Here is a 12,381-nt window from a genome sequence, read left to right as displayed (position 1 = left end):
GAGGTATGTGCAGAGTGGTTTTTTCTGAAAATTACGTTGTATCTCATGACGTTAATTTAGATATTAAAAAGGCCGGGAGCCCCGTAAACCAGCCGTTATCTGTTAATGGCGGCGTTAACGTTCAGGACAGCAGCAAAGGAATGCCGGATGTGAATGATTTTCTTGCTGTGTTTGATGAGATTTTTAGCAGGCTGCTGCTGCTTATGAAGCAACTGCGCGACACGCTGCAACTCTATAACCAAAAGAAACAGGAGCTGAGCTGGGGGCTTGAAATCAACACCCTGCAGCAAAGTGTTAAAGCCATTGACGATAGCTGTAATGCCGCTGAGTTGGCTGCAGGGGGCGGAATTTGTTCCGGGGTGCTGATGGGCGTTGGCGCAGCTATGGGGATTCGTTACGGTGAGATCTGGGGGATTGCAGGTAAAGCTACAGGAGAGAGTATCAACGGTATTTTCACCTGGATTTCCGGAGAAAAAAACCGCAACGCGGAGCAGGAGAAAGCCATTGCCGAGCTGCAGAACAAAGGGGCGCAGTCATATGCCAAAACGCTGGACGACACGTTGATGAAGGGCCGTGAATTCTGGCAGCAAGCGATGGATCGGTTCAGCAACTACATCGAGGCAAGTAACCAGATGCTGCGCGCGCTTTTTCGCTATTAAATGCCGGAGGATATCGTATGGATGAAATAGCGCGGCTGCTGCGTAAAGAGGGACTGATTCCGTGCGCTGCCTGTCTGCCCGGCTGCGGGTTGCTGCTCGGGGAGCAGGTGGAGTGGTATCCCTACCGTCTCGTTTATCGCGCGGATGAAGATACGTTGATCCTATGCGGTCTTCATCGTGTACCGGACAGTCAGCCGTTGCCTTCATCGCTGATGGCACTCCGGAGGATCCTCCGGAACCTGTTTCAGCAAGTCTCGTGGCTGCGTGCCGTCAGAATGCTGGTGATAACCGCAGTATGGGATCGCCAGCCGGCGATACAGCGCCATAAACTGGTGCGGTTGTTGTACAGGCTGGGGGCGGTCAGGGTGTTTCACAGCGGCGAGAGCTGGCTGGAAATAACCGCCGGTACACTGCGTAACCATGGAAAGCAACGTTCATCCCGCTATTGATTGAATGAGTTGGAGAAGAATATGGAACCGACAACTCTTGAGCAGGCGCTGTGGGACGACCCGGTTATCAAAAAAGCGCTGGAGCTTTCCCCGGATGAGGTTTATGCCAGAGGTTATGCCGCCTGGCAGCAGCGGGATTATGACCGTGCGCTGGTGGATTTTTCCTGGCTGGTGATGACTCAGCCCTGGAGCTGGCGGGCGCATATTGCGCTTGCCGGCGTGCTGATGATGCAAAAGGAATATGTACAGGCGATGAACTACTATGGTTACGCGCTGATGCTGGACGCCTGCCATCCCGAGCCGGTGTATCAGATAGCCGTATGTCTGAAAGCGATGGGGGAATTGTCTGAAGCCAGAGTCGCGCTGCAGACAGCGCTGACGATGAGCTACGAAGATCCTTCTTACAGTACTGTGCGCGCCAATGCAGAACAGATGCTGAGTCAGCTTCTGGCGTAGCATAACCGGATGAACCGATGGAGAATAGCCATGTTAAGAGTAAACAATTATTCCCGTCCGCCTTTACTGACAAAGGCTTACAGTAAGGATCACGGGGGCAGGGATACCGGAATTACCCATCCGGTGTTGCTTCCGCCCGGTGCGGTGCCGCCGGTTCCCGCTATGCCGCTGAGTAAGGAAACCCTGCTGAAGCGGCAGGCTTATAACGGGTATTTTATTCAGCATCTGTTGCGTTTTGCCGTGTCCGGTTCCGCCTTCCTGATATCGTTAGCCGCTGCGGCAATCTCCGGCGGCGCCGGGATCCCTTTTGCTGTCGTGACCGGTACCGCCATGATTATTGCGGCAGGGGATGCCTGTTGTGCGCTGTATAACCTGATTCAGGTGAGAAACGATCGTGAACCGCTGAAAACAGGAAATGATTCTATTGTGCTGGCGACAAAGAAGCTGATGACATCCTTCGGTATGAGCGACTCACATGCGGAAACCACCGGTGACGTCACTTCCTTCGTATTCCGCATCGGTATCGCGGTCTCCTCTGTCCTTTTTCCATCTGTGCATCTGCCGGGAAGTACCGCTCATAAACTCTCTTATATTTCGTCGGCCATCACGGTGTGCCTAACCATCCTGGGTGGCGGGACTAACATATACACCGCACGGATTGAGCGGATGCAGGGCAATCTTGCGGTATCAGCCACTCCGGCGCCCGCCGCAGGAGACGGTGATGATATCGGGAAACTCAGTCAGGAAGAGATCCTGAGGATGGTTAAGCCGCTGGTCGCTGCCTATGAACGTACCCGGGCGAAGCTGAACGCACCCGCAGGCAGTCCGGCATGATAGATGCAGATATCAGTCGCACCGGCCGTGAAGAGGTGGTCAGTGCAGAGATGCAACAAATAATAAAGGAGATAGTTGCGGGGCTGCCGGTTCCGGTTTTGCCCGCCCCCCGGGATGATGCAGCTCATAAGGAGAGGAAGGATACCTGCAGGCAGGGGCAGAAGAGGATGCTCGCCAGACTGACTGAACGGGCGGCAGGCATGATCCCCGCAGAGCTTTTTAGCCGGCAGAGTGTTGTGCTGGGAGGACAGATTTTTTGCTGTAGTGCGGCGATTGCGCTGGCGGTATCCTGCGGTGGCGCGGTACCGCTGCTGCTGTTCGCCGGGGCAGGACTGTCCATCGCCGTTGCCGATATCGCCTGTCTGATTTACCACCGCAAACATACCCTGCCGATGGGGCACGACAGTATCGCTAACGCAGTGTACCTCATTGCACACCGTTTTTATGATGTGAATAAGAGCAAAAATATCGGTGAAATAGTGTCGCTTGGGTCACGTACGCTGCTCACGGCGGCGGTTATGGGGCAGTCGTTTATGATGACTTCTGCCGGCCTGAGTCACCCGTACTTTCGTCTGGTACACAGTGCCGCCTGGGGTACGCTGAAATTTTTGCGCTACGGGGCGGCAGGTTGTCCCGTAACCGGACAGCAGGCGGGCGCCCCCTTTTTTCGCTTACTGAAGTGCCTGTTTCCGCCGGCGGACAATCCTGCAGAATCTGTTGTTACTTTCAGGCCATCACCTGATAGGTAATCGCGCCGCAGCGGTCATAATCAGATGTGTAACAGCTCATGTAACCGGAGGCAGCAATGAATGTTGAGCAACTTGTTGACAACTTATCGCGCCTGGCACATCAGGCCGGGCAGGCGATTGAGGACAAAATGAACGGACAGGACATCTCTAATCCGGAAGCCATGCTCAAAGCCCAGTTTGCTGTACAGCAGTACTCCACTTTTATTAACTATGAGAGTGCGATGCTCAAAACCATCAAAGATATGCTCAGTGGCATTATCACCAAAATATGATGCTGACGGAGAAAGAGAGGCAACTGGTGGTGGAGGCGGCTTTTGCCGGGATAAACCATGGTCTGCAACGACAAGTCCGGGCCATTCTGCCGGCGCTGCCGTTGCTGGTTGAGAATACCAGCCTGCAGGCGCTGTGCCGCGCGGTGCTGCTGGCTGGTCTGAATGAATCCGTCCTGGCGCACCGGGCGCTCGCAGACGTTGCCCTTCCGGAGGCTGAGGCTGTAAAAACCTGGCTTAAATAAGCTTAACAGGAGTGACTGATGAGTGTGATTAACAGCGTAACCGCGATGAACGCCGCCACTATGAGCGCTGCGCCACCGGCAACTGCCGTGTCTGCGCCGGATAACGGGCAGATTGCCGCCTTCAATAATTTACTGTTTGCCGGTACGCCGCAGGGGGATGCGGGTAGTCTGACACCCTCTCAGATGCTTGTGCAACAGGCCGCAATACTCGGGACGACCGTGAGCGTGGACCTGGGCGCTAAGGTGGCGGGTGCGGTTTCCCAGTCGGTTAATAAACTGGCCAATATGACATGAAGTATCTGCGTCTGGCTGTGGTCATCGGGTTGGCGTTGCTGTTGGCTGGTTGCCGCGTTGAGCTCTGCAGTGAACTGCACGAGGAGGATGCGAATCAGATGCTGGCTATCCTCATGCAGCACCATATCGATGCCGATAAGCAGCCCGGGACCGGGGGCGTTACGCTGCGGGTGGAACAATCGCAGTTTATCAATGCCGTTGAACTGCTGCGCCTGAATGGTTTCCCCCGGCGCAGCTACGTTTCCGCTGAAACCATGTTTCCCCCGAATCAGCTGGTGGTATCACCCGCTGAGGAGCAGCAAAAAATTGTTTTCCTCAACGAGCAGAGAATTGAGCGGATGCTGAGTCAGATGGATGGCGTGATCCGCGCCGATGTGACCATTGCGTATGGCAGTGCAAACGATGACGGATCCGCCGGAACGGCTTCCGTGGCGGTATTTATCAAGTATTCACCCCAGATTAACCTTGAAATGTTCCGGGTGCAGATAAGCAGCCTGGTTGAAAAATCGATCCCCGGCGTGCAGAAAGAAAATATCAGCATTCTGATGCAGACGGCCGAATTTCGTATGCAAAGCGCGGATAACGCACCGGCAGAAACTCAGTGGAGGGCAATCGCATGGATAAACCGGCACCGATGGATTTTGATACCCTCGTTTCTGCTGGCAGTGCTGCTGCTGGCTTCTCTGATGCTGATAGTCTGGCGCAAAAAAACATAGCCTGCCGCAGACCTGATGAAGCCCTGCTGCGGATGCACCGTTATCTCCGGACACCCGCGCGTTATGCTCATCCCCGCTGGCTGACACTGCTTGGTTTTGCGTCTGAAGCAACATGGCGCTACGGGGCTAACCCTCCGCTCGACCGTTGTCTGAACAGAGCATTGCGGGCACGAAGAGGAACACCGCTCCTGCCCGTCATGCTCAGCCCCCGGCAGCAGCGGATGGTTCAGATTGCACCCCGTCTTCAGGCCTTTGCACTGGCTGCGGGGTTGCTGGTGCTGGACTGCAGCGACTATTTTCTGCTGCCGGACTACCGGCGGAAGTTATTGCATTTGCTTGAGGACGGACTTATCCGGCAATTGTTCGGACTTTGCCGGGGCAGCAACCGTGCTCTGTTTTCACCGGCACAACTGGCGGAAGTTGCATTGCAGCTGGGGACTGCCGTACTCAGCCGCGCCGGGCGGGACGATCCCGTACTGCATGCGCTGCTGATTACGCTTGCCCCCTGCGAACGTGCGTTATGGGTGCCGGTACCGGCACCGGCGATGAATTTTCTGGAGCGAACGTTATGTACCGGCTTCCGCTGATTGAACTGACCGTGCCACTGCCGGAAGGGCGGATTATCCCGGCAGGGCAGCTGACGGAGTTACTGCAACAGGCCGCTGGTGTGCGTCATGCGGATCTTGAGGCAAAAGGGGTTATCAATGCTGCCCGGCGTAAAGCAGAGAGGATCCTGCAGGAAGCGAAGAAAAACTGCCGCGAAACGGAAGCCTCCCGGCGCCGTGAGTTCCGTGCATGGCAGCGCGATACGCTCAGGCGTCTGGAAGCCCGCTGGCTGCGAAAGCATGTCATCCGCCTGGTGCGTGATGAAGCCCTGGAACAGGCGCTGGTCAGTGCGGTATCGGACAGGATCCATCACTGTATTGAACAGGTATTGAGCGCATGGTTCGGGCAGCAGCCTCCGGATAAAACGTTGTGTGCCCGGCTCGCCTTACAGGCAGAACAGATGGCGGGTGAAGGGGTTTTAACCCTGCGGTGCCATCCTGATCTTCAGCAGAGTATAAAGGAGGCGTTCGGCTCGCGCTTTGTGCTGCTCGCGGCGCCTGAGCTTCCCCCGGACAGTGTGGTTTTGGCATCGTCACAGCTGTCGGTGGCATTTTCGCCCGAAGGTCATTTTCAGCAATTGCTGCAGTGGCTGCGTCCGTCTGATGCTGATACGGGAGATGAAGATGAAAGCCTCTGAAATAGCGGCGCTGCACAACCATGACGACGGCCTCCGGGAACCGGGGTGTGTGAAAGACGCGCCATCGCCGATGGCGCAGGCGCTCATTGAGCTTGAAGAAACGTTCGGGTGTGCGCTTACAGAAACGCTCGGGGATATAGGCATGTCGCTGAGCGGACAGCTCAAAGATTTTCAGCGTGCAGAACTCAGGGACAGACAGAAACAACAGGACGCTTTGTTACGGATGGTACAGCGGATGCAGGAGCAGGCGGGCGGTATACCTGCTCAGCTGACACAATATTCCGGTTCGTTCCCCGGTCAGCAGCTGTTAGTTATTGCGATGTTACTGCTCGCTGAAAAAACAGACAGGAAAAAACGTAAAATACTCAGCGACAAACTTGCTGAACTGATGAGTCAGGAGGGCTGGGAGATATCACTGTTTGGCATGCTGGAACTGGGGCAGGTGAGTAAAGGCACGCTGGCGCAAATCAATCGTTTATTCCAGCAGGCAATGGATGAAGAGGTTGCCTCACTGGCTGCATGGTTTCAGCGCATCATGGACTGGTCGGATCGACGGCGGCGGGTGAAAGTGTTGCTGCGCATGATGGTGTTTGAGCTTTCTGCCTGCGTTGCCGGCTCTCAGCAGCGACGGCTGGCGGCGGTGCTGGTACGCTTACGCCGCGTATTGTTGTTTTTAGGGCTTGAACAGGAGTGTCAGCGAATCGAATCCGTGTGCGGGATGGCCCCGGACACGCTGCTTCCGTTGCTCGTCGCGATGACGAATGAAAGCTGGTTATTTGATGAATGGCTCGCGCCGCGTCTGGCGCAGTGTACTGCGTCTGTGCGTTTATACAACCGGCTTTTGCAACATCTTGATGGGTTATTTTTATTGATGCCGGATCACTGTTTTAACGATGAGGATCAGCGTGAGCAAATTCTCGGCGTACTGCGCAGCATGAAGGGAGATAGGGCTATCACCTGATTACCTGTGCGTGTCTTATCTGGAACTCTGTAGCTCTACGCAAGCGGGAGGTTGTATGGAGTTAGACAGGGTGACAGAGCTTAATATTTTGCTGTTTATACAGCTGGCCGGACTCCCGGTGCGGCAGGCCGCCGCCGGAATGTACTGGCAGGGTGAGAAATTTCAAACCTGGATTAGCTGGCAAAATGACCGGATCCATATCAGCCAGTGTATGCCGCTGGCCCCCTTTGATGACAACCTGCTGCCGCTGGCTCTCCGGTGCTGGCAGCCCGCAGACTTTGCCGGTATTCCGCAGCGTATTTTTCAGCTGCGCGGCGGGCTGGCGATGAGTTGTTGTCCTGCAGCCGATAGCACGGCGGAACTGTGGCTGCGGGTACATCGCCGTCAGCAGGCTTTTCTGGAGTCACTATGCAAATCTCAATGATGAAAAGTATGAGTATCCGGGGTCTGCAAAAAGTGCTTGCCGTTTGCGCCGGGCGTCAGGACATCATTCTGGCAGTGGTGATGCTGATTGCTATCGTTATGATGATCCTGCCGTTGCCGGTATTCATGGTGGATATATTGATCGCTGTTAATATCGCTTTTTCGATCATTTTGCTGCTGATTGCCATCTATATTAATGATCCGCTGGATCTGTCGGTTTTCCCTTCTTTGCTCCTGATTACCACGTTGTACCGTCTGTCATTGACCATCAGCACCTCACGGCTGGTTTTGCTGCAGCATGATGCAGGCAATATTGTGGACGCATTTGGCCACTTTGTGGTGGGGGGGAACCTGACAGTAGGGCTGGTTATTTTTACGATTATTACCATTATTCAGTTTATCGTTATTACTAAAGGGACTGAGCGCGTGGCCGAAGTCAGTGCCCGCTTCTCGCTTGACGGTATGCCCGGAAAGCAGATGAGTATTGATGGCGACATGCGGGCCGGGGTGATTGATGCGGTTCAGGCGCAGCAGTTACGTCAGCAGGTTCAGCAGGAGAGCCGCTTTCTTGGCGCCATGGATGGCGCCATGAAGTTTGTTAAAGGCGATGCGATCGCCGGCATTATTGTGATTCTGGTCAATATTATCGGCGGCATTATTATCGCGGTAGTACAGTACGGTATGCCGCTGGGTGATGCCGTACAAACATACAGCGTGTTGTCTGTTGGTGACGGGCTGTGCGGGCAGATCCCTTCGCTGCTTATCTCGCTGAGCGCCGGTATTATTGTTACCCGTGTTCCTGGGGAGAAGAAACAGAATCTTGCCGGTGAATTAACCACCCAGCTTGGCCGGCAGCCGCAGGCACTGATGCTTACGGCGGCTATTTTGATTTTATTCGCTCTGATCCCCGGTTTTCCCTTTCTGGATTTTTTTGTCCCGGCGATATTTACCGCGCTGCCGTTCTTTTTATTCCGGCGTCGTGCCGGGCATTTACAACACGATGTATCACCGGGAGGGGAGATGAGCGAAGACCGGATGCAGCCGGGAGCGAGGCCGTTAACACTGTGCGTGATGCCATCGCTTATTACCGATACGCTGGCCCGGGATATTGATGCCTTACGCCGGATGCTTTTCGAAGAGTACGGTGTGCCGTTGCCGGAAATCACGATCATGGCGGATCACGGGGACGGTGTGCAGGGGATGTCGGTACTGCTTTATCAGGAGCCGGTTTTTTCATTATCCATCCCCGGGGGCGCGTATCTGCTGCCGGAGCCTGATAAATATCCGGGCTGCGAAGTACAGCAACTGCCCGGCGGGATGGGATGTATCGGCTGGCTGGATCCGGCGGCTGAGAAAAAAGCGCAGGGTATGGGGCTCGCGGTTGCCGGGGGAAATCAGCGTATCACAGCATTACTGCGTCAGGTATTGCTGCGTCATATGGCCGAGTTTATCGGTGTGCAGGAGGCGCGCTATCTGATGGATGCCATGGAGAAACGCTATTCAGAGCTGGTTAAAGAACTGCAGCGGCAACTGCCGATAAGCAAGATTACGGAAACGCTCCAGAGGTTAGTGGCGGAAGGTATCTCGATCCGCGATTTACGTGCAGTTTTTGGCGCCCTGATTGAATGGGCGCCGCGTGAGAAAGATGTACTGATGCTGACCGAATATGCGCGCATGGCGCTGCGCAGGCATATTTTGCACAGACTGCAACCGGATGGCGGGGCACTGCGTGTACTGCGGGTGGGAGAGGGGATCGAAAACCTGATACGTGAGTCTGTCCGTCAGACCTCGGTCGGGACCTATGCGGCTCTGAGCCCCCGGCAGAGTTCGCGCATTCTGAGTTTAATTCAGGAGGCACTGGATGAGCACGGCGATCTGAACATTGTGATCTCCGTTGATGCGCGCCGCTTTCTGCGCAAAATAACGGAAACGAGACTATTTCATGTTCCCGTGCTCTCCTGGCAGGAGTTGGGGGAAAACTGTACGGTGCAGGTTGTGCATAGTATCGACCTTATGCAACAGGAGCTTGCCGATGACGAAGATTAAAGCAGAAATGCTGGCCGCCCTCGAAAAATCACTGACACCGCTGCGGGATGTACCGCAAGGTTATCTCAGAACCGGCCGGTTACTGCACGTTGGTGCAACGCTGATCAAAGCTTACCTGCCGGGTGTTTTTATGGGAGAGATGTGTTGCCTGCTGCCGGAAGGCGGGCTGGCGGAAGTTGTTGGTATCGACGGTTCAACAGCGCAGCTTTCACCTTTTGCCAGTACGGCTGGTCTGCATTACGGGCAGCAGGTGCGTTCCCTGGGACGGCGGCATCGTGTTCCGGTCGGGGAGGATCTCCTGGGGCGGGTACTGGACGGTATGGGATTGCCTCTTGATGACGGTCCTGCTCCGCAGGGTCCCTGGCGGGATTACGATGCGCCGCCGCCTTCGGCGCTGCTGCGCCGGATGATTGATAAACCGATGTTTACCGGTATCCGTGCCATTGACGGTCTTCTGACGTGCGGTGAAGGACAGCGTGTGGGGATTTTTGCCGCGGCCGGGGTGGGGAAAAGCACGCTGATGTCGATGCTGTGCCGCAGCCCTGACAGCGACATTAACGTATTGGTGCTCATCGGTGAACGTGGCCGGGAAGTCCGTGAGTTCATTGAGAAAACACTGGAGGAAGAGACCCGGCGGCGCTGCGTGATAGTGGTTTCAACATCTGACCGGCCCGCGCTTGAGCGCATGAGGGCGTTGTCGGTGGCGACCACCATCGCCGAAGCGTTTCGCGATCGCGGTAAGAGAGTCATGCTGTTTGCCGATTCGTTAACCCGCTATGCCCGCGCCGCCCGTGAAATCGCGCTCGCCGGTGGTGAGGTTGCGGTTTCCGGCAGTTATCCGCCGGGCGTTTTTGCGGCATTACCGAGGCTGCTCGAACGGGCGGGCAGAAGCACCCTTGGCAGTATCACTGCATTTTATACCGTACTGGTGGAAAGCGACGATATGAACGAACCGCTGGCAGATGAAGTGAGGTCGTTACTCGATGGTCACATCGTCCTTTCGCGCCGCCTGGCGGAAGCAGCTCACTTTCCTGCCATTGACATATTAGCCAGCATAAGCCGGCTGATGACGATGGTGGCCGGCAGTGAACATCAGATGCTGGCGAACGCGATCCGGACGTTGTTGTCGACGTATCGTGATGTGGAGCTTCTGGTGCGGGTCGGTGAGTTTGTACGGGGAGAAGACGCGCTGGCCGACCTGGCGGTAGACCGTTATTCCGCTATTTGTCACTTCCTTCAACAACAGAGTAATGAACCATGCGATCGCGACGAACTGCTGGCACAAATGCGTTATCTGACGGACACCTGATGCTGAATTGTTTACTCAGGATAAAAGATCGCCGCGGGGAGCGGCTGCGGCGGCAAATAAAGGAACTGGATCAGCAGCGACAGCAAACGGAGCTGCTGGATTTTCAGTGTCAGAGCTGTCGTCACGATCTGATGCAGAAGCTCAATCAGCTGCTTCTCTGGTCCGGTACATTGTCCGCAGGCGAACTGATGATGCAGAAACAGGTTATGCATGATTTATTTCATGAGGAATACGACCTGGCGCAGCAGCAGCGCCTGCTTGCGGACGAGCAAAAACAGTTGCTGGAGAAACTCAGCGGGTTACAGCAGGCGCTGGTGAGCGTGATGAAAAAAAAAGAAAAACTGAGGAGTCTGCTGAGCAATGAACGTTAACCGGACAGAAGGTTGCCTCTGGCATAACCTGTTGCCTGAACAGGAGAAACGACAATCAACGAAAACCACCGGATTTATTCAGCTGATGGCTCAGATGGCGGAAATGCCTGACGGCAGAGCGGGAAAAGCGGCGTTAAGGCAGAAAAAACAACGCTACCGGCTGGAGGGAGGATCTGTGACGGGGCTTATTTGCGAAATTGAAATGCGGGAAGGTATCACCCTGCTGAAAGTTCTGGTGCCCCGGCGTGACTTATATTGCAGGCTGAAGGATTTTTTCACCCGGCTGAATGCCGGGCTGCTGGCGGCCGGGCACAATGTTACGCTGGAGGTAGAGTATGATGCGGATCTCTGCTGAGGAGAGCAGCCTTGCCGGGATATTACAAACAGAAGGGATGGCGTTTGGCGCACTGCATGTTGCGGCTCAAAGCTGGACCGGCAGCCCGGAGGGGAGATTGTTTTCAGTCACAGCCGAAGATATCCCGTGCGGTATCTGGTTAGCCGAAAGCGACTGGCAGCAGTGGTGTGAGGGAACTCTCGGTACCGCTTCAGATCAGGAGGCCGATCCCTGTCTGCTGGCGGGTATTGCGGAATGGGGGTTGTCGCCGCTGTTGCAGGCAAGCGGTGCGAAATTACACAACCTGCCGGAAACGCCCGGACATTGCAGCATGCTCAGTCAGTATATTGCGGTCGTGTTTGCCTGGCAGATAGACGGCTATGCGTTCCGCTGTGTGCTGTTTGGCTGGCCCGCCACCTGGTTCCGGACCATTGCTCAGCAGATAAGCCCCGGTGTCCGGCCGGTACGTTTATTACCACCGGTGGCGTTCGCCTGTTATGCCGGGTGGTGTCAGGTATCGGTGCAGGAGATGAAGGGCATCGGCCCCGGCACAGGGTTGCGGATGAGCCCTTTTGGTCATCTGCGGGAGGGGGAGTTGGTTGTACTGCCGTCAGCGGGAAGTGCGGTACGAATCCGGATAGAGGAGGGAGGAGAAGTGAAAACTGAAGCGCTGATCAATGATATGGAAAGCCTGTTAGCGGAGGACTGCGATCGTGCGGATACTGCCCCGCCGTTATCGTATCACCTTGATTCCCTGCCGCAAAAGCTGTTGGTAGAGGCGGGACAAATTGATATCGATCTTGGCCGGTTGCGGACGCTGCGTGAAGGTGATCTTATTGCGGCCGGCGCCAGGCTCTCACCCGGTGTGACGTTAAGGCTGAATGGCTGCGTGATAGGTCAGGGAGAACTGATAGCCTGCGGGGACAATTTTCTGGTGCGAATCACCCGATGGTTTGTGCATCCGTCTGATGATTTGAATATTGAGGATACGGCTAACACCTGATGGAAGGCGGGTGATGGTAC

At 55.4% G+C, this 12,381-nt stretch carries 18 protein-coding genes; all 18 read left to right on the top strand.

Annotated features, from left to right (window positions below; genetic code table 11):
* Positions 1-5 precede the first annotated feature (5 nt).
* From U868_RS23635 to U868_RS0111840, 18 genes are read left to right on the top strand one after another with little or no spacing between them, the layout of a single operon-like run.
* Positions 6-659, top strand: a complete 654-nt coding sequence (locus tag U868_RS23635; RefSeq protein WP_025153496.1) for a type III secretion system effector protein — start codon at positions 6-8, stop codon at positions 657-659.
* A 17-nt stretch (positions 660-676) separates the two neighbouring features.
* Positions 677-1,108, top strand: coding sequence for a secretion system effector protein (locus U868_RS0111920; RefSeq protein WP_025153495.1), 432 nt, complete (start codon positions 677-679; stop codon positions 1,106-1,108).
* A 21-nt stretch (positions 1,109-1,129) separates the two neighbouring features.
* Complete coding sequence (locus U868_RS0111915; protein WP_025153494.1) at positions 1,130-1,564, top strand: SycD/LcrH family type III secretion system chaperone; 435 nt, start codon at positions 1,130-1,132, stop codon at positions 1,562-1,564.
* A 30-nt stretch (positions 1,565-1,594) separates the two neighbouring features.
* The gene (locus U868_RS0111910) at positions 1,595-2,398 is read left to right on the top strand and encodes a hypothetical protein (RefSeq protein ID WP_025153493.1); all 804 of its coding nucleotides are present in this window, start codon (positions 1,595-1,597) and stop codon (positions 2,396-2,398) included.
* Positions 2,395-3,147: a pathogenicity island 2 effector protein SseG gene (locus U868_RS23630; RefSeq protein WP_036411780.1), complete on the top strand. Its 753-nt coding sequence runs from the start codon at positions 2,395-2,397 to the stop codon at positions 3,145-3,147. Before U868_RS0111910 ends, U868_RS23630 begins: the two co-directional genes overlap by 4 nt.
* Before the next feature lie 56 nt (positions 3,148-3,203).
* On the top strand, positions 3,204-3,419 hold the full coding sequence (sctF, locus tag U868_RS0111900; protein ID WP_025153491.1) for a type III secretion system needle filament subunit SctF: 216 nt from the start codon (positions 3,204-3,206) through the stop codon (positions 3,417-3,419).
* Positions 3,416-3,661 (top strand): EscG/YscG/SsaH family type III secretion system needle protein co-chaperone, encoded by a 246-nt coding sequence (locus U868_RS0111895; protein ID WP_025153490.1) that lies wholly within the window; start codon positions 3,416-3,418, stop codon positions 3,659-3,661. The genes sctF and U868_RS0111895 overlap by 4 nt, the downstream gene beginning before the upstream one ends.
* 18 nt (positions 3,662-3,679) lie before the next feature.
* Positions 3,680-3,955, top strand: coding sequence for a type III secretion system inner rod subunit SctI (gene sctI, locus U868_RS0111890; RefSeq protein WP_029991075.1), 276 nt, complete (start codon positions 3,680-3,682; stop codon positions 3,953-3,955).
* Positions 3,952-4,671 carry an EscJ/YscJ/HrcJ family type III secretion inner membrane ring protein SsaJ gene (gene ssaJ, locus U868_RS0111885; RefSeq protein WP_025153488.1) on the top strand — a complete coding sequence of 240 codons (720 nt, stop codon included), beginning with the start codon at positions 3,952-3,954 and terminating at the stop codon, positions 4,669-4,671. The genes sctI and ssaJ overlap by 4 nt, the downstream gene beginning before the upstream one ends.
* Positions 4,572-5,258, top strand: coding sequence for a type III secretion system domain-containing protein (locus tag U868_RS24100; protein ID WP_240182716.1), 687 nt, complete (start codon positions 4,572-4,574; stop codon positions 5,256-5,258). Before ssaJ ends, U868_RS24100 begins: the two co-directional genes overlap by 100 nt.
* Entirely contained in the window at positions 5,240-5,914 is a 675-nt protein-coding gene (sctL, locus tag U868_RS0111875) for a type III secretion system stator protein SctL (RefSeq protein WP_025153486.1), read from the top strand. Before U868_RS24100 ends, sctL begins: the two co-directional genes overlap by 19 nt.
* Positions 5,901-6,875 (top strand): TyeA family type III secretion system gatekeeper subunit, encoded by a 975-nt coding sequence (locus tag U868_RS0111870; RefSeq protein WP_025153485.1) that lies wholly within the window; start codon positions 5,901-5,903, stop codon positions 6,873-6,875. The genes sctL and U868_RS0111870 overlap by 14 nt, the downstream gene beginning before the upstream one ends.
* Positions 6,876-6,930: 55 nt before the next feature.
* Positions 6,931-7,299 (top strand): type III secretion system protein SsaM, encoded by a 369-nt coding sequence (locus tag U868_RS0111865; protein WP_025153484.1) that lies wholly within the window; start codon positions 6,931-6,933, stop codon positions 7,297-7,299.
* Complete coding sequence (locus U868_RS0111860) at positions 7,284-9,344, top strand: EscV/YscV/HrcV family type III secretion system export apparatus protein (protein ID WP_275886623.1); 2,061 nt, start codon at positions 7,284-7,286, stop codon at positions 9,342-9,344. The genes U868_RS0111865 and U868_RS0111860 overlap by 16 nt, the downstream gene beginning before the upstream one ends.
* Positions 9,340-10,653 (top strand): EscN/YscN/HrcN family type III secretion system ATPase, encoded by a 1,314-nt coding sequence (locus U868_RS0111855; RefSeq protein ID WP_430623534.1) that lies wholly within the window; start codon positions 9,340-9,342, stop codon positions 10,651-10,653. Before U868_RS0111860 ends, U868_RS0111855 begins: the two co-directional genes overlap by 5 nt.
* Positions 10,653-11,024 (top strand): hypothetical protein, encoded by a 372-nt coding sequence (locus U868_RS0111850; protein WP_025153481.1) that lies wholly within the window; start codon positions 10,653-10,655, stop codon positions 11,022-11,024. The genes U868_RS0111855 and U868_RS0111850 overlap by 1 nt, the downstream gene beginning before the upstream one ends.
* On the top strand, positions 11,014-11,379 hold the full coding sequence (locus tag U868_RS0111845; RefSeq protein WP_025153480.1) for a hypothetical protein: 366 nt from the start codon (positions 11,014-11,016) through the stop codon (positions 11,377-11,379). Before U868_RS0111850 ends, U868_RS0111845 begins: the two co-directional genes overlap by 11 nt.
* Positions 11,360-12,361, top strand: a complete 1,002-nt coding sequence (locus U868_RS0111840) for a YscQ/HrcQ family type III secretion apparatus protein (protein WP_025153479.1) — start codon at positions 11,360-11,362, stop codon at positions 12,359-12,361. The genes U868_RS0111845 and U868_RS0111840 overlap by 20 nt, the downstream gene beginning before the upstream one ends.
* The last annotated feature ends 20 nt before the right edge of the window (positions 12,362-12,381 follow it).

The organism is Morganella morganii H1r, assembly GCF_000633515.1.
GTDB lineage: Bacteria > Pseudomonadota > Gammaproteobacteria > Enterobacterales > Enterobacteriaceae > Morganella > Morganella morganii_B.
This window is presented reverse-complemented; position numbering and strand designations above follow the sequence as displayed.

What these genes read in the sequence shown, in the direction of transcription:
- sctL (WP_025153486.1), top strand. Translation starts at nt 5,240, where the DNA reads ATGTACCGGCTTCCGCTGATTGAACTGACCGTGCCACTGCCGGAAGGG.
- U868_RS24100 (WP_240182716.1), top strand. Translation starts at nt 4,572, where the DNA reads ATGGATAAACCGGCACCGATGGATTTTGATACCCTCGTTTCTGCTGGC.
- U868_RS0111865 (WP_025153484.1), top strand. Translation starts at nt 6,931, where the DNA reads ATGGAGTTAGACAGGGTGACAGAGCTTAATATTTTGCTGTTTATACAG.
- U868_RS0111915 (WP_025153494.1), top strand. Translation starts at nt 1,130, where the DNA reads ATGGAACCGACAACTCTTGAGCAGGCGCTGTGGGACGACCCGGTTATC.
- U868_RS23630 (WP_036411780.1), top strand. Translation starts at nt 2,395, where the DNA reads ATGATAGATGCAGATATCAGTCGCACCGGCCGTGAAGAGGTGGTCAGT.
- U868_RS0111840 (WP_025153479.1), top strand. Translation starts at nt 11,360, where the DNA reads ATGATGCGGATCTCTGCTGAGGAGAGCAGCCTTGCCGGGATATTACAA.
- U868_RS0111895 (WP_025153490.1), top strand. Translation starts at nt 3,416, where the DNA reads ATGATGCTGACGGAGAAAGAGAGGCAACTGGTGGTGGAGGCGGCTTTT.
- U868_RS0111920 (WP_025153495.1), top strand. Translation starts at nt 677, where the DNA reads ATGGATGAAATAGCGCGGCTGCTGCGTAAAGAGGGACTGATTCCGTGC.
- sctF (WP_025153491.1), top strand. Translation starts at nt 3,204, where the DNA reads ATGAATGTTGAGCAACTTGTTGACAACTTATCGCGCCTGGCACATCAG.
- U868_RS0111860 (WP_275886623.1), top strand. Translation starts at nt 7,284, where the DNA reads ATGCAAATCTCAATGATGAAAAGTATGAGTATCCGGGGTCTGCAAAAA.
- U868_RS0111845 (WP_025153480.1), top strand. Translation starts at nt 11,014, where the DNA reads ATGAACGTTAACCGGACAGAAGGTTGCCTCTGGCATAACCTGTTGCCT.
- sctI (WP_029991075.1), top strand. Translation starts at nt 3,680, where the DNA reads ATGAGTGTGATTAACAGCGTAACCGCGATGAACGCCGCCACTATGAGC.
- U868_RS23635 (WP_025153496.1), top strand. Translation starts at nt 6, where the DNA reads ATGTGCAGAGTGGTTTTTTCTGAAAATTACGTTGTATCTCATGACGTT.
- U868_RS0111870 (WP_025153485.1), top strand. Translation starts at nt 5,901, where the DNA reads ATGAAAGCCTCTGAAATAGCGGCGCTGCACAACCATGACGACGGCCTC.
- ssaJ (WP_025153488.1), top strand. Translation starts at nt 3,952, where the DNA reads ATGAAGTATCTGCGTCTGGCTGTGGTCATCGGGTTGGCGTTGCTGTTG.
- U868_RS0111850 (WP_025153481.1), top strand. Translation starts at nt 10,653, where the DNA reads ATGCTGAATTGTTTACTCAGGATAAAAGATCGCCGCGGGGAGCGGCTG.
- U868_RS0111910 (WP_025153493.1), top strand. Translation starts at nt 1,595, where the DNA reads ATGTTAAGAGTAAACAATTATTCCCGTCCGCCTTTACTGACAAAGGCT.